General features: G+C 71.5%; 20 protein-coding genes. 9 read left to right on the forward strand and 11 right to left on the reverse strand.

Features of this window, described 5'->3' with window-relative positions:
- Position 1 precedes the first annotated feature (1 nt).
- Positions 2-712 (reverse strand): glycosyltransferase, encoded by a 711-nt coding sequence (locus DB32_RS12340; RefSeq protein ID WP_053232629.1) that lies wholly within the window; start codon positions 710-712, stop codon positions 2-4.
- Positions 713-788: 76 nt separating this feature from the next.
- Here DB32_RS12340 and DB32_RS12345 point away from each other — a divergent pair, with 76 nt between their 5' ends.
- The 3 genes from DB32_RS12345 (at position 789) to DB32_RS12355 (ending at position 3,801) form a co-directional block, all read left to right on the forward strand.
- Positions 789-2,066 carry a protoporphyrinogen/coproporphyrinogen oxidase gene (locus DB32_RS12345; RefSeq protein ID WP_053232630.1) on the forward strand — a complete coding sequence of 426 codons (1,278 nt, stop codon included), beginning with the start codon at positions 789-791 and terminating at the stop codon, positions 2,064-2,066.
- 197 nt (positions 2,067-2,263) lie between these two features.
- Complete coding sequence (locus DB32_RS12350) at positions 2,264-3,211, forward strand: SDR family oxidoreductase (protein ID WP_053232631.1); 948 nt, start codon at positions 2,264-2,266, stop codon at positions 3,209-3,211.
- 23 nt (positions 3,212-3,234) lie between these two features.
- Positions 3,235-3,801 (forward strand): TetR/AcrR family transcriptional regulator, encoded by a 567-nt coding sequence (locus DB32_RS12355; protein ID WP_053232632.1) that lies wholly within the window; start codon positions 3,235-3,237, stop codon positions 3,799-3,801.
- A 3-nt stretch (positions 3,802-3,804) separates the two neighbouring features.
- On the opposite strand, the gene DB32_RS12360 is transcribed toward DB32_RS12355, so the two are convergent.
- Entirely contained in the window at positions 3,805-4,440 is a 636-nt protein-coding gene (locus tag DB32_RS12360; RefSeq protein WP_075097510.1) for a TetR/AcrR family transcriptional regulator, read from the reverse strand.
- Positions 4,441-4,509: 69 nt separating this feature from the next.
- Between DB32_RS12360 and DB32_RS12365 the strand changes: the two genes are divergently transcribed.
- Positions 4,510-5,109: a methyltransferase family protein gene (locus DB32_RS12365; protein WP_053232633.1), complete on the forward strand. Its 600-nt coding sequence runs from the start codon at positions 4,510-4,512 to the stop codon at positions 5,107-5,109.
- A 14-nt stretch (positions 5,110-5,123) separates the two neighbouring features.
- Positions 5,124-5,639 carry a DUF6328 family protein gene (locus DB32_RS12370; protein WP_157068991.1) on the forward strand — a complete coding sequence of 172 codons (516 nt, stop codon included), beginning with the start codon at positions 5,124-5,126 and terminating at the stop codon, positions 5,637-5,639.
- Here the strand turns inward: DB32_RS12370 and DB32_RS12375 are convergent.
- From DB32_RS12375 to DB32_RS12390, 4 genes are all read right to left on the reverse strand, one after another.
- The gene (locus tag DB32_RS12375) at positions 5,585-6,589 is read right to left on the reverse strand and encodes a ferrochelatase (RefSeq protein ID WP_053238781.1); all 1,005 of its coding nucleotides are present in this window, start codon (positions 6,587-6,589) and stop codon (positions 5,585-5,587) included. The genes DB32_RS12370 and DB32_RS12375 overlap by 55 nt on opposite strands.
- Positions 6,590-6,611: 22 nt before the next feature.
- A complete protein-coding gene (locus DB32_RS12380) occupies positions 6,612-6,848 on the reverse strand; it encodes a hypothetical protein (RefSeq protein ID WP_157068992.1) in 237 nt (78 codons plus the stop codon).
- Positions 6,849-6,943: 95 nt separating this feature from the next.
- Positions 6,944-8,305, reverse strand: a complete 1,362-nt coding sequence (locus DB32_RS12385) for a serine/threonine-protein kinase (protein WP_053232636.1) — start codon at positions 8,303-8,305, stop codon at positions 6,944-6,946.
- Between the two features lie 58 nt (positions 8,306-8,363).
- Complete coding sequence (locus tag DB32_RS12390; RefSeq protein WP_075097511.1) at positions 8,364-9,287, reverse strand: c-type cytochrome; 924 nt, start codon at positions 9,285-9,287, stop codon at positions 8,364-8,366.
- Positions 9,288-9,463: 176 nt separating this feature from the next.
- Here DB32_RS12390 and purQ point away from each other — a divergent pair, with 176 nt between their 5' ends.
- The 3 genes from purQ to DB32_RS12405 are packed head-to-tail and all read left to right on the forward strand — an operon-like array spanning position 9,464 to position 12,889.
- On the forward strand, positions 9,464-10,171 hold the full coding sequence (gene purQ / locus DB32_RS12395) for a phosphoribosylformylglycinamidine synthase subunit PurQ (protein ID WP_053232638.1): 708 nt from the start codon (positions 9,464-9,466) through the stop codon (positions 10,169-10,171).
- Positions 10,168-12,504: a phosphoribosylformylglycinamidine synthase subunit PurL gene (gene purL, locus DB32_RS12400; protein WP_240481191.1), complete on the forward strand. Its 2,337-nt coding sequence runs from the start codon at positions 10,168-10,170 to the stop codon at positions 12,502-12,504. The genes purQ and purL overlap by 4 nt, the downstream gene beginning before the upstream one ends.
- A 1-nt stretch (position 12,505) precedes the next feature.
- Complete coding sequence (locus tag DB32_RS12405; RefSeq protein ID WP_053232639.1) at positions 12,506-12,889, forward strand: VOC family protein; 384 nt, start codon at positions 12,506-12,508, stop codon at positions 12,887-12,889.
- Between the two features lie 85 nt (positions 12,890-12,974).
- Here DB32_RS12405 and DB32_RS12410 read toward each other — a convergent pair whose 3' ends face one another.
- The gene (locus DB32_RS12410; RefSeq protein ID WP_053232640.1) at positions 12,975-14,318 is read right to left on the reverse strand and encodes a cation:proton antiporter; all 1,344 of its coding nucleotides are present in this window, start codon (positions 14,316-14,318) and stop codon (positions 12,975-12,977) included.
- Between the two features lie 43 nt (positions 14,319-14,361).
- Positions 14,362-15,780 (reverse strand): aldehyde dehydrogenase family protein, encoded by a 1,419-nt coding sequence (locus tag DB32_RS12415; protein WP_053232641.1) that lies wholly within the window; start codon positions 15,778-15,780, stop codon positions 14,362-14,364.
- 234 nt (positions 15,781-16,014) lie between these two features.
- Between DB32_RS12415 and DB32_RS12420 the strand changes: the two genes are divergently transcribed.
- Positions 16,015-16,389, forward strand: a complete 375-nt coding sequence (locus DB32_RS12420) for a hypothetical protein (protein WP_053232642.1) — start codon at positions 16,015-16,017, stop codon at positions 16,387-16,389.
- Here the strand turns inward: DB32_RS12420 and DB32_RS12425 are convergent, their stop codons facing one another.
- The 3 genes from DB32_RS12425 to DB32_RS12435 form a co-directional block, all read right to left on the reverse strand.
- On the reverse strand, positions 16,390-18,225 hold the full coding sequence (locus DB32_RS12425) for a hypothetical protein (RefSeq protein ID WP_053232643.1): 1,836 nt from the start codon (positions 18,223-18,225) through the stop codon (positions 16,390-16,392).
- Positions 18,226-18,260: 35 nt separating this feature from the next.
- Positions 18,261-19,286: a hypothetical protein gene (locus DB32_RS12430; protein WP_053232644.1), complete on the reverse strand. Its 1,026-nt coding sequence runs from the start codon at positions 19,284-19,286 to the stop codon at positions 18,261-18,263.
- Between the two features lie 459 nt (positions 19,287-19,745).
- Positions 19,746-20,837, reverse strand: a complete 1,092-nt coding sequence (locus DB32_RS12435; protein WP_053238783.1) for a radical SAM protein — start codon at positions 20,835-20,837, stop codon at positions 19,746-19,748.
- Positions 20,838-21,004: the final 167 nt, after the last annotated feature.

The raw sequence follows: 21,004 nt of genomic DNA on the forward strand, positions 1-21,004 counted from the left end.
CTCAGCCCTGGATGCGGATCGCCCAGACCAGCTTGCCGAGGTTCTTCATCACGTTCGGCACGCGGCGGAAGAGGCCGATCGTGGGCACGCGCTTCTCGAGCACGCGCACCGGGATCTCCACCACCGCGAGCTTCGCGCGCTCCGCGCGGATGACGAACTCGCTCGCGAAGAGGTCCTTGTCGACGATGCACGCGCGCGCGATCGGGACGAGCTTCTCGCGGCGGAACGCCTTGAGGCCGTGGGTGTCGGTCCCGGTGAAGCCGAGCGACGCGCGCAGCATGCCGTTGATCACCTGGGTGCCGAGCCGGCGCACGAACGGGCGCTCGTCGCTCGCGCCGCGCATCGCCTTGCTGCCGACGACGAGGTCCGCCTCGCCGCTGTCGAGCACCGCGAGCGCGCGACGATAGAAGTCGGTGTCGCAGAGATCGATCTCGTCGCAGATGACGTACTCGCCGCGCGCCTCGAGGATGCCGCGCTTGAGCGCGCCGCCGTAATTCGGCTGCCCGAAGCTGAACGAGCGCACCTGGGGGAAGCGCTGCGAGAGCTTCTCCGCGAGCTCGACGGTCGCGTCGCGCGAGCCGTTCTCCGCGATGATCAGCTCGTAGTCCCAGGGGAACTCGCGCAGGCGATCGATCAGGTCGATCACTGCGGACTGGAGGATCGGCTCCTCGTTGTAGACCGGGATGACGATGCTGACGTGCGGGCTGGCCATGCGGGCGCGCGGTATTTCCCGCGCAGCCGCGCGTGCGTCAAGGCGCTATTCTCTCGGCCTTTCCGCTGGAGAACTCATGGAGCGCGTTCGTCATCTGATCGTCGGCGCAGGGATGTCGGGGCTCGCGTACGCCGATCGCCTCGGCAAGGACGAGGACTACCTCGTGCTCGAGGCCGACGCGGAGATCGGCGGCTACTGCAAGACCGTCGTGCAGGACGGCTTCACCTGGGACTACTCCGGGCACTTCTTCCACTTCAAGCACGCCGACATCGAGCACGACCTCGTCACGCGCATGCACGGCCAGCGCATCCTGCGCGTGCAGAAGGACTCGCGGATCTTCTGGAAGGACGGCACGTGGATCGACTTCCCGTTCCAGAAGAACATCCACCAGCTGCCGCGCGAGGAGTTCCTCGAGTGCCTGCACGATCTCCACTTCCGTGATTGCAGCGCCAAGCCCGCGAGCTTCCGCGACATGCTCTACGCGAAGTTCGGGCGCGGCATCGCGGAGAAGTTCCTCGTTCCGTACAACGAGAAGCTCTACGCGACGGACCTCGCGACGCTCGACGTCGACGCGATGGGGCGCTTCTTCCCGTACGCCGACGAGGACGAGATCCTCCGCAACTTCACGCAGCCCGACAACGCCTCGTACAACTCGACGTTCACGTACCCCGAGGGCGGCGCGATCCAGTACGTGCACGCGATCGCGAGCGGCGTCGATCCCGCGCGCATCGCACTCTCGGAGCGCGTCGAGCGCATCGATCTGCGGGGCAAGGTCGCGACCACGTCGAAGGGCCGCGAGATCGCGTTCGAGTACCTCGTGAGCTCGGCGCCCTTCGTGAGGCTGCTCGACATGAGCGGGCTGCCGCACGAGCGGAGCACGTACACGTGGAACAAGGTCCTCGTGTTCAACCTCGGGTTCGATCGCAAGGGCCCCGAGCGCGTGCACTGGATGTACTTCCCGCAGCGCGAGCTCTCGTTCTATCGGATCGGCTTCTACGACAACATCTTCGGCACCGATCGCATGAGCCTCTACGTCGAGATCGGTCACCCGAAGGACACGACGATCGACGCGGCCGCGATCGAGAGCGCGCGCGCGCACGTGATCGAGGATCTCGTCGAAGCGGGGATCGTCACCGACCATCGCCTCGTGGCGTCGCACTCGGTCGTGATGGACCCCGCGTACGTGCACATCACGCGCGCATCGCTGAAGGACGTCGCGGCGAAGAAGCGCATCCTCGAGTCGCGCGGCGTGTACTCGATCGGCCGCTACGGGTCGTGGACCTACTGCAGCATCGAGGACAACATCGTCGAAGCACGCGCGCTCGCGGACGCGCTCGTCGTGCCCTGGCGCTGAGAAGGCGCCGCGGACGAGGCGTCTCCGGTCTCGAGCCGAGCTCCTGGCGACGCGCCCGGGCGACGTCTCGGTGCGTCGAATAGTTGACTGACTAGACGCTCATGCTAACGTCGCTGCGTTCGTTGGTCGTGCACATTATCGCGTGCCCGAATCAATGAGCGTCTAGACAGTTGGTTATTCTGCGCAAGGAGGACGACATGGCTCACTGGACCACCGCCGACATGCCTCGTCAGCACGGCCGCTCGGCCGTCATCACCGGAACCGGCGGGCTCGGGCTCGAGGACGCGCTCGAGCTCGCGCGCGCGGGTGGGGAGGTCATCATCGCCGGACGCAACCCGCAGAAGGGCGCCGACGCCGTCGCGAAGATCCGTGCGCAGGTGCCCGCCGCGAACGTGCGGTTCGAGGTGCTCGACCTCGCCAGCCTCGCGTCGGTCGCGGACTTCGCGGCCCGACTGCGGAGCCAGCGCGACAGCCTCGACCTGCTCGTCAACAACGCGGCGGTCATGGTCCCGCCGACGCGTCAGGAGACCTCCGACGGGCTCGAGCTGCAGTTCGGCACCAACTATCTCGGGCACTTCGCGCTGACCGCGCACCTCCTGCCGCTCCTCCGCAAGGGCCAGCAGCCGCGCGTGATCACGCTGTCGAGCGTCGCGAGCCGCGACGGCAAGCTCGCGTTCGACGATCTCCAGGAGACGACTCGCTACGTGCCGATGCGCGCGTACAGCCAGTCGAAGCTCGCGTGCCTGATGTTCGCGCTCGAGCTGCAGCGTCGCAGCGACGCAGGTCGCTGGGGGATCACCAGCATCGCGGCGCATCCCGGCATCTCGCGCACCGATCTCCTGCACAACGCGCCCGGTCGTTGGAGCCTCGTCGGCGTCGTCCGGAGCCTCCTGTGGTTCCTCTTCCAGCCCGCCTCGCAGGGCGCACTGCCGACGCTCTTCGCCGCGACCTCACCGGACGCTGCGCCCGGCGCCTACTACGGGCCCCACAAGCTGCGCGAGATGCGCGGCTATCCGGCCCCCGCCGCGATCCCGCCGCAGGCGCAGGACAGGGCTGCGGCCGAGCGTCTCTGGCGCGTGTCCGAGCAGCTCTCGGGCATCACGTTCGCCGACGTCGCCCGGCTCGGCCCGACGTTGACCGTCTAGACGCTCGCCGATAGATACGCGACGTGGCGAGGCCGAAGAGCGACGACCGGCGCAACGCGATCCTCGCGGCCGCGGTGCGCGTGATCGTGGCCCAGGGCCTGAGCGCGCCGACCGCCGCGATCGCGCGAGAGGCGGGCATCTCGAACGGATCGCTCTTCACGTACTTCGAGACGAAGACCGAGCTCTTCAATCAGCTCTACCTCGAGCTGAAGGCCGGGATGGCGACCGCGGCGCTCGACGGCTTCTCGGCGAAGGAGTCGCTGCGCGATCAGTTCGCGCGCGTCTGGTCGAACTGGACCCACTGGGCGACGTCCAACCCCGACAAGCGGCGCGCGTTGATGCTGCTCCAGGTCTCCGGCGACATCACGCCGGAGACGCGCGCGGCATCGCACAAGGAGATGGCGTTCATCGCCGCGCTGCTCGAGCGCGCTCGAGCGAAGGGGCCGATGAAGGACACGCCGATGGTGCTCGTGTCCGCCATCATGACCGCGGTCGCCGAGACCACCATGGACTTCATGCTCCAGCATCCGGACCACGCGGACGAGCACTCGAAGGCGGGGTTCGACGCGCTCTGGCGCATGCTGAGCTGACGCTCAGCCGCGCGACAGATACCGCTTCACCAACCGCGCGAGCTCGTCGATCAGCTGCTCGCGCGGGATCGGATCGCCCGAGGGATCACACGCCCAGCGGTGCACCGCGGACTCCAGCACGTCGACGACGATGCGCGCCGCGACGTGGGCGTCGGGCACGTCGACGTCGCGCATCGACGTCAGCAGCATCGCGAGCGCGTCGGTGTGCCGCGCTTCGATCGCGCGGACCCGCGCGCGGATCGCGGGCGGGTGCGGCACCTCCTCGAAGAGCGCGCGATGGAGCCGCGGCGCGTCCTCGTGCAGCGCGACCATCGTCTCCACGATCGCGCGTGAGAGCGCGTCGACGCTCGGGCATCCCATCGCGAGCTCGCTCGCGCGCGACGCGAGCAGCGCCTCCGCGCGCTCGAGGTGACGCTCGACGAGCGCGGTCACCAGCGCTTCCTTGCCCGGGAAGTACTCGTAGAGCGTCCCGATCGACACGCCCGCGCGCTTCGCGACGTGGTTCGTCGTCAGCTCGCTCCACCCGCGGCTCACCAGGATCCGAGCAGCCGCGCCGAGGATCGCCTCGACGGTCTGCGTCGAGCGCCGCTGGACCGGCGCTTTTCTCGGGCGAAATCGTGCTGCGGGCGCGCGCGTCATCGTGCCTCCGGATCCGAGTCGTCGATCCGAGCAATTGCTCGGATTCTTCCTCTCGTCGAGGAGGTGGCCATGCCGGGGATCGCGCTGATCGGGTGGATCGTCTACGTCGGGATCGCGTTCGGGCTGCGCACGTGGATGCAGATCCGCGCGACCGGCGAGAGCGGCTTCGTCGGTCTTCGTCCTGGCGCCAGCGCGCTCGAGCGCTTCGCGGGCGTGCTGATGGTGCTCGCGTTCCTCGCGTCGCTGCTCGCGCCGATCGCCGTGTCGCTCTCGCTGGACGTGCTGCTGCTCCGCGATGACGCGATCGCGATCCCCGGCGGCGCGCTGATCGCGCTCGGCACGGTCGCGACGCTGCACGCGCAGCTCGTCATGCGCGAGTCGTGGCGCATCGGCGTCGACCCGAGCGCGCGCACCGAGCTCGTCACGCGCGGCCCGTTCCGCCTCGTGCGCAACCCGATCTTCTCCGCGATGATCCTCGCGAGCGTCGGCCTCGCGCTCGCGTGCCCGAGCGTGCTCGGGCTGGTCGCGCCGATCGCGCTGCTCGTCGCGCTCGAGCTCCAGGTGCGCATCGTCGAGGAGCCCTACCTCGCGCGCGTGCACGGCGAGGCGTACCGCGCCTACGCGCGCCGCGTCGGACGCTTCGTGCCCGGCGTCGGCCGGCTCGCGTGACTATGTGCTCGGGCATGCGCACCGAGAGCCGACAGGAGCGCGACGACCGCGAGCTGCACGAGCTCGTCGGCGAGCTCCGCGTCGTGCTGCCCGGCGCCACGGTGCTCTTCGCGTTCCTGCTCACGGTCCCGTTCGCGGATCGCTGGGACGAGCTGCCGCAGCTCGAGCGCGCGTTCTTCTTCAGCGCGTTCCTCACGTCGGGGCTCGCCATCGTGCTGCTCGTCGGAGTCAGCGCGTACCACCGCCTGCGCGGCCATCCCTACGACAAACACGGGCTCGTCCGCACCGCCAGCCGGCAGACGATCGGGGCGCTGGGGCTCCTCGCGATCGCGCTCTCCGCGTCGATGTTCGTCGTCGGCTCGTTCGTGTACGAGCGCGCGCTCGGTGCGATCGCCGCGCTCGTCGTGATGGTCGCGGCGGTCGGGACGTGGTTCGCGCTGCCGCTCGCGCGTCGCCATCGCGCCCGCGCGCGCGATCAGCGCGAGGGACGTTGGGGCGCGGGGCAACACGACGCCGCGCAAGGATCGTGATCGTTCCCCAGCGTCGTCAGCGCGCGCTTCGGCGCGGCCGCGAGCTTCTCCTGCACGAGCTCGCGCATCGCGGCGACGAACGCGGGATGCGTGCCCACCGTCCCGGCGCGCACGAGCCGTAGACCGAGCTCGCCGGCGCGCGCCTTCGCTTCGTGATCGAGATCCCAGACCACCTCCATGTGGTCCGACGTGAAGCCGATCGGGATCACCACCACCGGCTGCGCGCGATCCTCGCTCGCCAGACGCGCCAGCACGTCGAGCACGTCGGGCTCGAGCCACGGCACCTGCGGCGGACCGCTGCGGCTCTGCCAGCACAGCTCCCACGTGTCGTGCGCCACGCCGCGCGCGACGAGCTCGCACATCGCGCGCAGCTGCGCTTCGTACGGCGACGTGCGCGCCATCGACATCGGGATCGAGTGCGCGGTGAAGAGCAGGCGCGCGCGCTCGCCGTCGATCGTCCCGAGCGCGTCGCGCACCCGCGCGATCTGCGCGTCGGCGAAGCCCGGATGATCGAAGTAGAGCCGCAGCTTCTCGATCTCCGGCGCGCCCTCGCCGACGCTCGCCCGCGCGCGCTCGATGTCCTCGCGATACTGACGGCACCCCGAGTAGCTGCCGAACGCCGAAGTGACGAGCGCGAGCGCGCGCCGGACTCCGTCGTCCTTCATGCGACGCACGGTGTCCTCGAGCATCGGGTGCCAGTTGCGGTTGCCCCAGTAGACCGGGAGCGTGATGCCGTGCGCGCGGAGCTCGCGCTCGAGCGCGTCGATCAGCGCGCGCACCTGGCCGTTGATGGGCGAGACACCGCCGAAGTGATGGTAGTGCTCGGCGACCTCGAGCAGGCGCTCGCGCGGGATGCCGCGACCTCGCGTGACGTTCTCGAGGAAGGGCATCACGTCGGCGTCGCCCTCCGGGCCGCCGAACGAGAGGACGAGCAGCGCGTCGTAGGTCACGACGCCGCGTTCTAGACGCACGTCACGGCGCCGTCGAGGTCGCGGCTCGACGCGCCCCGAGCGCCGCGAGCCGGCCGCGCGGCACACGACGAGGCACCAGCCGTCGCGAGAAACGTCGCGCGCGGCGCGCCGCGCGGAGGCTCTCGCTGATCCACGTGACCAGGCCGGCGAGCAGCACCGGCGCGAGCCAGACGACGCTCGCCGCGATCAGCAGCATCCCAGTCCCGGCCAGGCTCCAGAGGTTCGGGTCGGCAATCATGATGACGCAATGCGTAAGCGCCATGACGCGACGCGTCAAGAGCGCGGCACACGGACGCCGAAGCTGCGTAATTGCGCGCAGTTACGCCCCATGCGTCAGCGCGTCGCGAGGGTGATCGCGAACACCAGCACGGCGAGCGCGGCGACGATCCACCACGCGATGACGCCGCGCGTCAGCGGCATCGTGCGAGGCGGCGGCTCGGGCTTCGCGCGCGGCGTCGGGGGCGCGAGCGGCGTCCCGCCCGCGCGCGTCTCGCCGGTCTCGTCGAAGATGGACGGCAGCACCGGCGTCGCCGCGTCGGGCTCCATCGGCACCTCGATGACGATCGACCGCAGCTGCTCGCGATGGGTCAGGCTCATCGCTTCGATCTGCGTCGGCGCGTCGTCGTCCGTGTCGCCGATCGGATCGCTCTCGAGCGCGGACGCGCGATCGAACTCCGCCGACACGGCCGGCGGCGCGGGCAGCTCGATGCGCACCGTCGACGTCGCGGCGATGCGCGCGCGCAGCTTCGGCGCGTCGGTGTAGCGCAGCGCGCGGTGCACCTCGCGCAGGCTCTCGAGCATCTCGTCCGCCGAGGCCCAGCGATCCTCCTTGCGGAACGCGAGCGCACGATCGACCAGCGACGCGACGAGCTCGGGCACCGCGGGCGCGACGTCGCGCACCTTCGGCGCGGGCTCGCGCGTCGCCTTCATCAGGAGCTCGAGGTGCGTGCTCCCGCGGTGCACCGTGTGCCCGGTGAGCACGCGGAACATCGACGCGCCCGCGGCCCACACGTCCGTGCGTGCGTCGACGAGCTCCCAGTCTCCGCGCGCTTGCTCCGGCGCCATGTACGCCGGCGTCCCGAGCAGGAACCCGTGGTGCGTCGCCGCCGATCCGCGCGAGACCTCGAGCAGCCGCGCGATCCCGAAGTCGAGCAGCTTCACGCGCCCGTCGACGCACAAGAAGACGTTCTCGGGCTTCACGTCGCGGTGCACGATCCCCTTCGCGTGCGCGACCGCGAGCACCTCGAGCACCTGCTCCGCGACCGCGAGCGTCTCCGGCGCGCCGAGCTGCACGCGGCGCGTCGCGAAGCTCTCGAGGCTCTCGCCGTCGAGCAGCTCCATCACCAGGAAGATCGCGCCGTCCTCGGCCTCGTCGTCGTCGAGCACGCGCACCACGCCGGGGTGCCCGACCGAGTTCGCGAGGTAGCCCTCGCGCAGGAAGCGCCGCTTCGCCTCCTCGGTCGCGACCAGCGGGTGCAGCATCTTGATCGCGACGCGGCTCCCGTTGCGGTGCGTCGCTGCGTACACCGCGGCCATCCCGCCCACGCCGAGCAGCGCATCGAGCCGCCACTTGCGGCGCACGGTCTTGCCGAGCCGCGCCTTCGACACGCGCAGGTACGGATCGCCCTGATCGCGGCTCGGCTCGCCGGCCGCCGAGCCGCTGCGCGCGCGTACGTGCGTGCCGCTCTCGCTCAAACGGTGAGACCCCCCGATCGCCTCGACGGTACCCGACATCGGCCGTCGCTGGCGAGCGTCACTCCACGGTCTGCAGGTAGGTCCAGAGCGCCGTGACCTCGTCGTCGGTCATGCCCGCGTAGTAGCGGGACGGCATGAACGGGTGCATCGCGACGCCGCCCGGCTTCTGCCCGCGGCGCAGCGCGCGCTCGAAGTCCGCCTGCGTCCAGCCCGTCATGCCGCGACGACCGATCCCCGGCACCGGCGGCGTGCCCGGCGGCGCGGCTGCCATCACCTGGCCCTGGAAGTCGCGCCCGTGGCAGCCGGTGCACATGCGCGCGAGGTACTCGCCGTGCTCGAGCGTCGGGCCGGGCGCGACCGCCGCGGGCAGCGTCACGTCGTGATCGATCAGCTCCGCGCTCACGGCCGGCAGCTCGCCCGTCGCGATCAGCACCTGCGCGAGGGGCGTGAGCTCGATCGTCGTCTCGCGATCGACCGGGGGCACGGTGCGCGCGTACGCGATCAGCGCCGCGAGGTCGGGCGCCGAGAGGTGCGTGTAGTCCTCCGAGGGCATGATCACGAGCGAGCGATGGTCGCTCCCGACGCCGTGCAGGATCGCGCGCGCCCAGTCGTCCGCGTCGAGCGCGCCGCCGACGCCGCCGCGCCCCGTCGTCAGGTTCGAGCCCATCACGCGCCCGAGCGCGGGCTCGTCGACGAACGCGCGTCCCCCGAGGTCGTCCCCGTGGCACTCGACGCACGCGCACACGTGACGCAGCAGGTGCTCGCCGCGCGCGAGCGACGCCGCGTCGCTCGGCAGCTCGAGCGCCGGCACCGCGACGTCCCACGTGCGCTCGAGCCGCGATCCCACGCTCGTGTAGGCCCACCCGACCAACCCGGCGGCCCCCACCACCAGCGCGCCGACCACCACGGCGATCGCGATCAGCACCTTCCTCGTGCGGCTCGTCGCGCTCCTGTGCGCAGGGGTCCCACTGCCGTCGGCCATCGCTCGCGTTCTCCTCGAAGGGCGATTCCGACACTCGTGTGACGCGCTGTCGATTCTAAGAACTCCCTAACCTCACGCCCGCCCGTTCGCGGCGTTGCCGCACCCCACCTCCGTCCGTATCCTCCGCGCGCGCTGAGGGCCCCCCTGCCTGCTCGCGCGCACGAAAGGGAGAGCGGATGAAGGTCGCGGTCGTCGTCTTCCCCGGCAGCAACGCCGACTGGGACGCGCTGCACGCCGCGCGCGACGTGCTCGGCGCGGACGCGAAGTACGTGTTCCACAAGGAGCGCGAGCTCGGCCCGGTGGACGCCGTGATCGTCCCCGGCGGCTTCTCCTACGGCGACTACCTGCGGTGCGGCGCGATCGCGCGCTTCTCGCCCATCAGCGACGCGCTGCGTGCGTTCGCGGAGCGCGGCGGGCCGGTGCTCGGCATCTGCAACGGCTTCCAGATCCTCACCGAGATGCACCTTCTTCCGGGCGCGCTCTCGCGCAACGCGCACCTGCGCTTCGAGTGCCGCGACGTGTGGCTGAAGGTCGAGAATCACGGCGCGTGGACCGGCGCGATCCCGACCGGCAACGTCATCCGCCTCCCGGTCGCGCACGGCGAGGGCCGCTACGAGTGCGATCCCGAGACGCTGACGCGCCTCGAGGGCGAGGGGCTCGTCGCGCTGCGCTACGTCGATCCCACCGGCGCGCCCTGCGGCGAGACCACGCCGAACGGCTCGGTGAACGACATCGCCGGCATCTACAGCGCGCGGCGCAACGTGATGGGCCTGATGCCGCACCCCGAGCGCGCGTCGGAGGCGATCCTCGGCAACGCCGATGGGCGCGGGATCTTCGAGTCGCTGAAGCAGCACCTCGAGGGCGGAAAGGTGGTGGCGGCGTGAGCACGCAATCCGAGACGACGCTGCCCGGCGCGCCCGTGCCGTTCCCCGGCGAGCCCCAGGTGAGCGCGCAGCTCGCCGCGACGATGGGCGTCGATCAGAGCGAGTGGCAGCGCATCCTGAAGGCGCTGGGGCGCGAGCCTACGTACGCCGAGCTCGGCGTGTTCAGCGTGATGTGGAGCGAGCACTGCTCGTACAAGAGCTCGCGCATCCACCTCCGCAAGCTGCCCACCAAGGGCCCGAAGGTCGTGCAGGGCCCCGGCGAGAACGCGGGCGCGGTCGACATCGGCGACGGCTACTGCGCCGTGTTCAAGATGGAGTCGCACAACCATCCCTCGTACATCGAGCCCTACCAGGGCGCGGCGACGGGCGTCGGCGGCATCCTCCGCGACGTGTTCACGATGGGCGCGCGGCCGGTCGCGAACCTCAACTCGCTTCGCTTCGGTCGCCCCGATCACCCGCGCACCCCCGAGCTGCTGCGCGGCGTCGTCGCGGGCATCGGCGGGTACGGCAACTCGATCGGCGTGCCCACGGTCGGCGGCGAGGTGCAGTTCGACGCGAGCTACGACGGGAACATCCTCGTCAACGCGTTCACCGTCGGCATCGCGCGCAGCGAGGGGCTCTTCTTCGGCAAGGCCGAGGGCCTGGGCAACCCGGTGATCTACGTGGGCTCGCGCACCGGTCGCGACGGCATCCACGGCGCGACGATGGCGAGCGCCGAGTTCGACGCCGAGAGCGAGAAGAAGCTCCCGACGGTGCAGGTCGGCGATCCCTTCCGCGAGAAGCTGCTGCTCGAGGCGTGCCTCGAGATCTTCGCGAAGGGCTGCCTCGTCGGCATCCAGGACATGGGCGCGGCGGGGCTCACCTCGTCGAGCGTCGAGATGGCGGCGCGCGCCGGCAACGGGCTCGAGCTCGACCTCGACGCGATCCCGCGCCGCACCTACGGCCTCACGCCGTACGAGATGCTCCTCAGCGAGTCCCAGGAGCGCATGCTCATGGTCTCGGAGGCGGGGCGCGAAGAAGAAGTCTTCGAGATCTGCCGCAAGTGGGATCTCGACTTCGCGGTCGTCGGGCGCGTGACCGACACCGGTCGCTTCGTGTGCAAGGCGACGCCGGGGCACGACCCGCTCGATCCGAAGAGCGCGCCGAAGAGCCCGCAGGTCGTGGTCGACATCCCGATCGGTCCGCTCGCCGACGAGGCGCCGCTCTACGATCGCCCGCAGGAAGCGCCGCCGCCGGTGGGTGATGCGGGCGGCCCCGCGCTCGGCGATCTCAGCGGGCTCGATCTCGCGCGCGAGCTCGTCGAGCTCGTGGGCTCGCCGAACATCGGATCGCGCGCGTGGATCTGGCGCCAGTACGATCACATCGTGCGCGCGGGCTCGGTCTTCCGGCCGGGCGAGAGCGACGCCGCGGTGGTCCGCGTCTTCTGCGGCAAGGACGGCGATCCGTCGTTCGAAGGCGCGAAGGTGAAGTACCTCGCGCTCTCGAGCGACTGCAACGGGCGCCACGTGCTGCTCGACCCGCACGACGGCGCGGCGATGGCGGTCGCGGAGTGCGCGCGCAACATCGTGTGCTCGGGCGGCGAGCCGCTCGGCCTCACCGACTGCCTCAACTTCGCGAGCCCCCAGAAGCCCCAGACGATGTGGCGCTTCGCGCGCGCGATCGAGGGCCTGCGCGACGCGTGCACCGCGCTCGGCGTGCCGGTCGTGAGCGGCAACGTCTCGCTCTACAACGAGACCGAGGGACGCCCGATCCTGCCGACGCCGACGGTCGCGATCGTCGGCCAGCTCGCGTCGGTCGAGGATCGGCTGCGCCTCGCGTTCGCGAGCGACGGCGACCTGATCGCGCACCTCGGCACCGGCTCGCGCGGCGCGCTCGGCGGCTCGGAGTTCCGCACCCGCAAGACCGGCGTGGTCGGCGGTGATCCCGTCGGGATCGACCTCGACGCCGAGGTGAAGCTCCAGCAGTGCGTGCTCGCGCTGGCGCGCGCGCACGTGCTGCGCTCGGCGCACGACCTGAGCGACGGCGGCTTCGCGGTGGCGCTCACCGAGAGCGCGATCGCGGGCGGCCGCGGCTGCCGCGTCACGCTCCCCGGCCACGCGGCGATCGCGAAGGCGGCGCGCCTCTTCTCCGAGGAGCCGACCCGCGTGATCGTGAGCTTCGCGAAGGAGCAGCGCGCCGAGGTCGAGCGCCTCTGCGCGCAGCACGGCGTGCCCTTCGAGGTGATCGGCGAGGTCGGCGGCGACACGGTGAGGATCGAGGAGTGCCTCGAGGTGCCGGTCGCGCAGCTCGCCGACGCGCACGCGCGCTGCCTCGAGCCGATCGTCGGCCGCTGACGTGGGCGCGCACCTCGCGCACGTCGCGTTCCTGGTCGACGAGTACGACCGCGCGATCGAGTGGTTCACTCGATCGCTCGGGTTCGTGCTCGTCGAGGATCGCGACCTCGGCGGCGGCAAGCGCTGGGTGCGCGTCGCGCCGCCGGGCGGAGGCACCGAGCTCCTGCTCGCGCGCGCGACGACCGACGCGCAGCGCGCGACCGTCGGCCAGCAGGGCGGTGGTCGCGTGACGTGGTTCCTCCACACCGACGACTTCGCGCGCGACCACGCGGCGTTCCTCGCGCGCGGCGTGCGGTTCGTCGAGGCGCCGCGGCACGAGCCCTACGGGACCGTCGCGGTGTTCGAGGACCTCTACGGCGGCCGCTGGGACCTGATCGGCCCGTAACGTCCACGTTCGCGGGCATGCGCGAATTCCCGAGTCGTTTCGCACACTCGAAGCGCTCGGGAGCGCCGCGCGCAGGTCGTGTCGCTCAGCGTGTCGCGGGGACGGGCGGTGCGGTCGCCTCGCTCGCGGTCCGCTCGCTCTCGGCTTCGCCGCTGCGCACGTACGCCCAGCGCAGCAGCGCCGGCGCGACGAGCTCGTTGATCGCGACGATGCCGAGCACCAGCGTGCCCGCCTCCGCGCCGAACGTCGGGAACGTCCGCGCGAAGAGCAGCGCGAGCGCGATCGCGAGGCCTGCCTGCGGCAGCAGACCGAAGCCCGCCCACTTCACCACCTTCTCGGGCGCGTCCGCCACGCGCGCCGCGACGCGCGTCCCGAAGAGGAGCCCGAGGCCGCGCACCAGCACGAGCACCGCGGTCGGCACGAGGAACGTCGGGATCGCGTCGAGGTGGATCGACGCGCCCGCGACCGTGAAGAAGAGCACGTAGACCGGCAGCGACGCCGCCTCGAACTCGCGACGCAGCTCGTGCCCCGAGTGCATCACGTTCTCCACGAACATCCCGGCGGCGAGCATCATCAGCAGCGGGTCGAGGTGCAGCCGCTGCCCGACCTCCGCGGCGACGAAGCACACGGTCAGCACGAACAGATCGAGCCCGCGCTTCACCGCGCGCTGCCACAGCGCGAGCAGCACGCCGATCATCGCGCCGATCCCCAGCGACCCGAAGAGCTCCCAGAGCAGCCGCGTGAGCGCCGCGCCCGCGTCGAACGATCCCGCGATCACCGCGGTCGCGATCGACGACGTGATCGCGAAGAGCACGATCACGAGCAGGTCCGCGAGCACGACGACCGCGAGCACCGTCTGCGCGACCGGTCCGTCCGCGCCGGTCTCCGAGCGGATCGCGACGACCACCGCGGGCGACTGCGCGACGACGACCACGCCGATCACGGCGCACACCGCGATCGTCGCGTCGATCGGCATCGCGGCGAGGAAGGGCAGGAACGGGCGCAGCAGCAGCGCCGCGAGCGAGAGCGCGAGCGCGGTGCCGCACACCGCGATGGCGCTGATCCACGCGACCGATCGGAAGAGCGGGCGCATCGCGCGGAAGTCGATCTCGCTGCCCGCGGTGAGCGCGATGAGCGCGATCGCGACGCCGTTGACGAGCTTCATGTCGCCCACGACGTCGCCGTCGAGGTAGGCGAGCACCGCGGGGCCGCTGACGATTCCCGCGGCGAGATAGCCGGTCAGCTTGGGCAGCCGGATCTGCGCGAAGAGCTTGCCGACGAGGTGCGAGACGATCAGCACGAAGCCGATCCCGAGCACGGTGGCGGCGGCGCGAACGCGATCGCCGCTGCCCGCGACGGCGACCGAGCGCACCGCCTCCATGAGCCCGCCCATCGCGGCGATCAGGAGGACGCGTTGGATCGTGGTCACCCGCGCAGCGTACGTGGCCGCGCGGGTGACTGCTCGGGTTTCTCTACTCGAGGACGCGCAGCAGCTGCGCGGCGACCTTCGGGCGCGCCTCGTCGTACGGCGGATAGAAGAGCGGGAGCGCCGACGCGATGCGATCGACGACCGCGCGCGCGTGCGAGAACGTCTTGAAGCCGTGGTGCCCGTGGTAGTGGCCCATGCCGCTCGCGCCCACGCCGCCGAAGGGCAGGTACGGGTTCGCGACGTGGAGGAACACGTCGTTGAGCACCGCGCCGCCCGACGTCGTGCTCGAGAACACTCGATCGATCACCGCGCGATCGCTCGCGAAGAGGTAGAGCGCGAGCGGCTTGTCGCCCGCCTGGATCTTCGTGCACGCCTCCTCGACCGAGTCGATCGGGAGCACCGGCAGGATCGGCCCGAAGATCTCCTCGCCCATGATCGGCATGTCGTGCGTGACGTTCGTGAGCAGCGTCGGCGCGACGTAGCGCTCGCTCGCGTCGGTGACGCCGCCGAAGGCGGGCCTCGCGCCCATCGCGATGCTCTTCTCGAGCAGCGTGCTCACGCGGCGGAACGCCGCGTCGTCGATGAGGCGCGGGAAGTCCTCGCTCGCCTTCCGAGCGTCCTCGGTCGCGCCGTAGAAGCGCTCGACCGTCGCGCGCGACGCGGCGACGAAGCGATCGAGGACGTCGCGGTGCACGAACGCGTGATCGGGCGCGATGCAGGTCTGGCCCGCGTTCACGCACTTGCCCCACATGATCCGCTTGGCCGCGCCCTCGACGTCGGCCGAGCGATCGATGATCACGGGCGACTTGCCGCCGAGCTCGAGCGTGATCGTCGCGAGGTGATCCGCGGCGGCGTGCATCACCTTCTTGCCGACGTTCGTGCTGCCCGTGAAGAGCACGTGATCGAAGGGCAGGGCGAGCAGCGAGTCCGCGACCTGGTGGCTGCCGGTGAAGATCGCGACCTCGTCCTCGCGGAACACGGAGCGGATCAGCTCCGCGACCGCCTCGGCGAGGTGCGCCGTCTTGCTCGACGGCTTGAGCACGACGCAGTTGCCCGCGGCGATCGCGCCGACGAGCGGCGCCGCGAGGAGGTTGAACGGGTAGTTCCACGGCGAGACGATCAGCACGACGCCGCGCGGCTCGTAGCGGATGGTGCTCTTCGCGCCGGCGAGCACGAGCGGCGTGGTGACGCTCTCGGGCTTCATCCAGTCCGCGAGGTGCTCGATCGCGTGGTTGATCTCGTCGACGACCGGGTGGATCTCGGTGAGCTCGAACTCCGCCTTGCTCTTGCGGAAGTCCTTGTGGACGGCGGCCGCGAGCTCGTCGCGGCGCGAGAGGATCGCCTCTTTGAGCGTGCGGAGCTTCGCGATGCGGTCGGCCGCGCTCGTCTGCGCGACGTGCCAGCGTCGCGCGCGCTGGGCGGAGAAGACGCGCTGGATCTCGTGATCGATCGACTGGTCCATGAGGCTCTCGCTCCGGCGGTGTTAGATGACCGTGGGTCGGTTATGAGGTGACCTCAGGTCACCCGATCGTCAAGAGGACGAGCGGCGCGATCTGGGCCCCGCGTGATGCTGCGCCAACGCGGAGCTCGCGAAGAGACCCCGTTCGGCGATAGATCACGTCGATCGAGCCGACGCCGGTGTGCACGCCGTAGTGCTGCGCGCGCGCGAGCGGCAACGACACGAACGAGGCGGGTGATGCAGCTCGAGCACGGATCGATCGACGGAGTGGACGTCGTCTGGCTGTATCGGCCCACCGGGCCCAAGGAGATGGCGCTCGTGCGCGCGAGCGGGATGAAGCGCTGGCCGCCGCGCCTGCCCGAGCAGCCGATCTTCTACCCGGTCACGAACGAGCGCTACGCGCGCGAGATCGCGGAGCGCTGGAACGTGCCCGAGAGCGGCGGCGGCTTCGTGACGCGCTTCGCGGTGCGCACCGATGCGATCGCGAGGTACGACGTGCAGACCGTCGGCGCGCGGCACCACACCGAGCTGTGGATCCCCGCGGAGGAGCTCGACGCGCTGAACGACGCGATCGTCGGCGCGATCGAGATCGTCTCCGAGCACCGCGGGTGATCAGCGCGCGCGGACGTACGCCTCGAGGTCGTCGAGCTCGGTGACCTCGAGGTGCTCGATGCGCGCGTGGGTGACCAGCGCCGCGCGGAGATCGCTCGCGCGGCCGTCGTGGAGATAGGGCGCGCGGAGCGCGACGCCGCGGAGGGGCGGGGTCTGCCAGACGTCCGCGCCGATCGTGTGCGAGAGCCCGTCGGTGCCGAGGTCGCCGGCGTGACAGCTCGCGCATCCGACGTCGGCGCGCTCGAAGATCGCGCGGCCGCGCTCGACCGCGTCGTGATCGAAGGAGGGCCCCGCGGGAGGCGCGGGCAGGCGCGCGAGCCAGCGCTCGGCCGCGCTCACGACCTCGGGCGCGAGGCGCGGTCCCGCCATCTGCTCCTGCAGCCTGTCGATCAGCACCGGGAAGCTCGGCATGTCGCCGCGGCGGTGGTACGGCGCGAGCCCGACCGCGCCCTCGAGCGACTGCGTGCGCACCGAGCCGGTCGCGGAGAACGTCCACACGTGGCCGTCGTCGCCGCCCTCGGGATGACACGACGCGCACGCGATCGCGCCGCCGGTGTCGAGGTGGAAGACGTCGTGTCCGGTGTCGCGCACGCTCGCGCCGCCGAGCTCGATCTCCGCCCCGTCGACGACGAGGCGCGCGGGCTCGCGCAGCTGGACCACCTCGCGCTCGCCGGCGAACGCGACGGCGATCACCTGGCCGGCGTAGCGTCGATCGTCGTTCGAACCGAGGCAGCCCTGCGGGTCGTCACGCTCGGCGACCGCGAGCGAGCTCGTCACGACCTGCGGCCCGAGCCGGAACTCGCCGCCGGGCTCGCCCGCGAACGCGATCGCGACGCGACCGCCCTCCGAGACCGCGACGTCGACCGGCACCACGCCGCGCGCGATCGACGGCGCGGTGTGGAGCGCGATGCCGCCCGCGCCGACGAGCGTCGCGGCGGCGTGCACGACCGCGTTGCCGCAGGGGTCGCGCCAGACGTCGCCCTGATCGTTCTCGACCGGCTCGTTCGAGTACGTGTAGCCGGTCGACGGACGCGGCGCGTCGACGAAGACGGCCTCGGTGCCGATGCGCGCGCGCTGGTGGAGCACGATCGCGCGCCCGCCCGGCGCGCTCGTCGTGCGCACCGCGACGCCCGGCTCGTAGCGCTGCTCGAGGCCGGAGCGCGCGCCGTCGGCGGTGATGCCCTCGAGGTGCGCCTCGGGCAGCGGTCGCACGTGCGCGGTGCCGGCGTCGTCGAGGAGGACGAGCTCGGCGCGACGGAAGCGGCTCACGAGCAGGCCCTCGTGCGTGACGACGACGTCGCGCAGATCGGGCTCGAGCCGTACGCGCGCGAGCTCGCCGAGCACCTCGCCCGAATGCGCGCGCTCGAGCGTCACCAGCGCGCCATCGGCGCACGCGACGTGGAGACGCCCGGGCGCGGCGGCGAGCCCGCGCGGGCTCGAGCAGACGGCGTGCTCTGCGACGATCGCGGCGCGCTCGACGTCGATCTCGAGCACGGCCCCGGTGCGCCGCAGCGCGACGAACGCGCGCCCCTCGGGCGCGAGCGCGACGCGCCCGGGATCCGCGCCGGGCGCGGTGTCGATCGCGCGGACGTCGTGCGTCTCGAGATCGACCACGAGCACGCGATCGCGATCGGGATCGGCAGCGACCGCGATGCGCCCGTCGGCGCTCGCCGCGAGCGTGCCGCCGCTGATCGGCGGAGGCGCGACGTCGAGGCTCACCACCGGCGCGTCGCGGTACGGATCGTTCGCGTTGAGACCGCACGCGGCGGTGCCGAACGTCGCGACGAGCGCCAGCGTGGCGCGCGTCCTGGCCTGTCGTCGTTCGATCGATCGCATCCGGCTCTCCTCTGTGCTCCCAAGGGAAGAGACGCTCACCACGGCCTGAGCTCGACGCCGAGCCCGAGCGAGGGCCCCGCGATCCAGCGCTGGTCCCGACACGGGACGTCGAAGCGGCAGAGCGGCTGATGGAAGACGCCGGCTCCGCCCGCGTGCACCGAGATCCCGACCGTGCGGTCGTCGCCGCTCCACACGACGGCGCCGACCTCGCCGAGCGCGATGCCGTCGTGGCCGCCCGCGCCGCGCACGAAGAGCTCGACGGGCCCGAGCGGCAGGCGCGCGATCGCGTGGAACGAGAGCACCTCGAGCGCGTCGCCGAACGACCAGATCGCGAGCTGCGCCTCGAAGTGGAACATGTGGAGCCGCCCGAGCCGCGCGAACGTGACGAAGATCGGCGTCTCCTGCGCGCGCTGGCCGTCGAGGCGGGTCGCGAGCACCGAGATGCCCGCACCGGCGGCGACGGCGACGAGGCCCTCGTCGAAGCCGACGGCGAGCGAGAGCGAGCCGCCCGCGAGGCCGCCTCGATCGCCGCCACCGATGCCGAGCGGCGTGCCGCCGAACCGCACGAGCAGCGGGCCGAGCGGGCGCGCTTCGGCCATCACGTCGCCCACGAGCGCGCCCTGCTCGCCCTCGAGCCCGATCACGCCGCGCATGGCCCCGGCGGCGCGGACGCGCGGCACGCGGGTCTCGGCGGACTGCGGGCCGACCTGGAGGGCGAGCGTCCCGCCACAGTCCTGGCTCCCGCCGTAGCACTCGGTCTGGAGGACGTAGCGCCCGCTCCGCCCCGGTGGGACGACGAAGCGCAGCGACGAGCCGAGCGAGAAGCACGCGTCGTCGTTGAACGCGACGCGCTGTCCGTCCGGCGCGATCAGGGCGAGCGTGGTGTCGCCGGTGAACGCGGCGTCGGCGAGCCCGCAGGTCGCGGCGTGCAGCTCCTCGCCCTCGCCGAGCTCGACCGCGATCGAGCCGCCTGGGACGTGGGGGAGGGCGCGGCGCTCGGTCGGCGGAGGCTCCGCACGCTGCGCGAGCGCCTCCGGCGCCGTCAGGAGCAGCGCGACCAACGCGAACGAGGCTGGAGCAAAGCGCGGGATGCGGCCGGCTCAGCAGAGAGCGTGCCGCGGCGATTGCGATGCGATCTCGTGCCGACGACGCGCGCGGATGTGAACGTGCAACGACGAAACGAGCCGAATCGGCACAGCGGGACGATTCGAATGATCGGAGCTGGACCTGAAATCCAGGATCGGTGACCGCGATCGTCCTGCCCTGGATTTGAAATCCAGCTCGGACAACTCGAATTGCCCTGCCCTGGATTTGAAATCCGGTTCCGCAACTGGAGTTGTCGTCCTCTGGATTTCAAATCCAGTCGCGACAACTTCGGTCGTGCTCCTCTGGACTTGAAATCCAGGAACGACGATCGCAATCGTGTCGCCCTGGACCTGAAATCCGGAAACGGATGACTTCGGTCATCCGAGCTCCCCGTGGAGTCGCCGGCGAGCGATCCGAGCGCGCTTCGAGACGAGTCAGCTCGGCCGGCGATTGCGGAGCAGCGAGCGCGCGTGGAGCTGTCCGCACGCGGCGTCGATCGATGCGCCGAACTGCTGCCGGCGCGTCGCGCGAACACCGAGGGCGCGGAGCTGCGCGACGAAGTCGTCCACGCGCTGGGCGCTCGGCGCGCGATGCGACGGGTCGGCGCCGGACGCGTCGTTGTAGCGGATGACGCTGACGTGGAAGAGCTCGGGCCGCGCGCGCGACGTCACGAGCTGCGCGAGCGCGCGCAGGTGATCCTCGGAGTCGTTCACACCCGCGATCAGCAGGTACGCGAGATAGACCTTCCGCCGGACCGCGACGACGTGGCGATCGAGGATCGCGAGGTTCTCGGCGAGCGAGAACCGGCGCTCGAGCGGGACGAGCTCGGCGCGCTGCGCGGGGAAGGGCGAGTGCACCGAGAGCGTGATCGTCACCTGCGGATGCTCCCGGGTGAGGCGCTCGAGGCTCGGCGCGAACCCGACGGTCGACACGGTGATCCGCCGCGGCGAGAGCCCGCCGTAGCCGGGCGTCGTGAGCAGCTCGAGCGCGGTGAACACGTGCGGGTTCGCGAGCGCCTCGCCCATCCCCATGAACGCCACGCTGTCGGGCGCCGCCCAGCGACGGTGGACGACCTGCGCGCAGATCTCGTCGGCGGTGAGGTTGCGCGCGAGGCCGATCGCGCCGGTCGCGCAGAACGAGCAGCCGAGCCCGCAGCCTGCCTGCGTCGACACGCAGACCGAGGACCACCCGGCGCGATAGCGCGAGCGCACCGTCTCGAGCCGCGCGCCCGACCGCGTCTCGAACAGCACCTTCTCCACCTGCTCCGCGGAGCGCACTGCGACGAGCTCGAGCGGCAGCACGGTCGGGCCGAAGCGCGCGGTGAGCGCGTCGCGAAGCGATCGCGGCAGCTCGCTCACGTCGTCGAAGCGCTGGGCGCCACGCTGCAGCGCGAGGACGAGCTGGTGATAGCGGTACGGCGGCGCGCCGGCGCTCGCGAGGTGCGCGTACACGTCGGCGAGCACGGTTCCGGGCGGCGGGGTCGGTAGGACGTTCACGAGCGCGGCGGGATGTCGAACGGGGCGCATGGATCCGGGCTCGGGCATCGTCGATGCTCCTCTGGCGAATGGAAGCGCGCGCCGCGCACATCGCGCGGCGGCGGACGTTCATCTCACGCACACGGGGTCGCGCGCCCTCGACGCGGAGGGCGCAGCGCCGGCGAACGGGTGGAGAGAGACGTCAAGCCATGATCGCG

The organism is Sandaracinus amylolyticus, from assembly GCF_000737325.1.
GTDB classification, from domain to species: domain Bacteria; phylum Myxococcota_A; class Polyangia; order Polyangiales; family Sandaracinaceae; genus Sandaracinus; species Sandaracinus amylolyticus.

Excerpts from the sequence above, each read along its gene's own strand:
- DB32_RS12340 (WP_053232629.1), bottom strand. The coding sequence starts at position 712 with ATGGCCAGCCCGCACGTCAGCATCGTCATCCCGGTCTACAACGAGGAG.
- DB32_RS12345 (WP_053232630.1), top strand. The coding sequence starts at position 789 with ATGGAGCGCGTTCGTCATCTGATCGTCGGCGCAGGGATGTCGGGGCTC.
- DB32_RS12350 (WP_053232631.1), top strand. The coding sequence starts at position 2,264 with ATGGCTCACTGGACCACCGCCGACATGCCTCGTCAGCACGGCCGCTCG.
- DB32_RS12360 (WP_075097510.1), bottom strand. The coding sequence starts at position 4,440 with ATGACGCGCGCGCCCGCAGCACGATTTCGCCCGAGAAAAGCGCCGGTC.
- DB32_RS12365 (WP_053232633.1), top strand. The coding sequence starts at position 4,510 with ATGCCGGGGATCGCGCTGATCGGGTGGATCGTCTACGTCGGGATCGCG.
- DB32_RS12370 (WP_157068991.1), top strand. The coding sequence starts at position 5,124 with ATGCGCACCGAGAGCCGACAGGAGCGCGACGACCGCGAGCTGCACGAG.
- DB32_RS12380 (WP_157068992.1), bottom strand. The coding sequence starts at position 6,848 with ATGATTGCCGACCCGAACCTCTGGAGCCTGGCCGGGACTGGGATGCTG.
- DB32_RS12390 (WP_075097511.1), bottom strand. The coding sequence starts at position 9,287 with ATGGCCGACGGCAGTGGGACCCCTGCGCACAGGAGCGCGACGAGCCGC.
- purQ (WP_053232638.1), top strand. The coding sequence starts at position 9,464 with ATGAAGGTCGCGGTCGTCGTCTTCCCCGGCAGCAACGCCGACTGGGAC.
- DB32_RS12415 (WP_053232641.1), bottom strand. The coding sequence starts at position 15,780 with ATGGACCAGTCGATCGATCACGAGATCCAGCGCGTCTTCTCCGCCCAG.
- DB32_RS12420 (WP_053232642.1), top strand. The coding sequence starts at position 16,015 with ATGCAGCTCGAGCACGGATCGATCGACGGAGTGGACGTCGTCTGGCTG.
- DB32_RS12425 (WP_053232643.1), bottom strand. The coding sequence starts at position 18,225 with ATGCGATCGATCGAACGACGACAGGCCAGGACGCGCGCCACGCTGGCG.
- DB32_RS12435 (WP_053238783.1), bottom strand. The coding sequence starts at position 20,837 with ATGCGCCCCGTTCGACATCCCGCCGCGCTCGTGAACGTCCTACCGACC.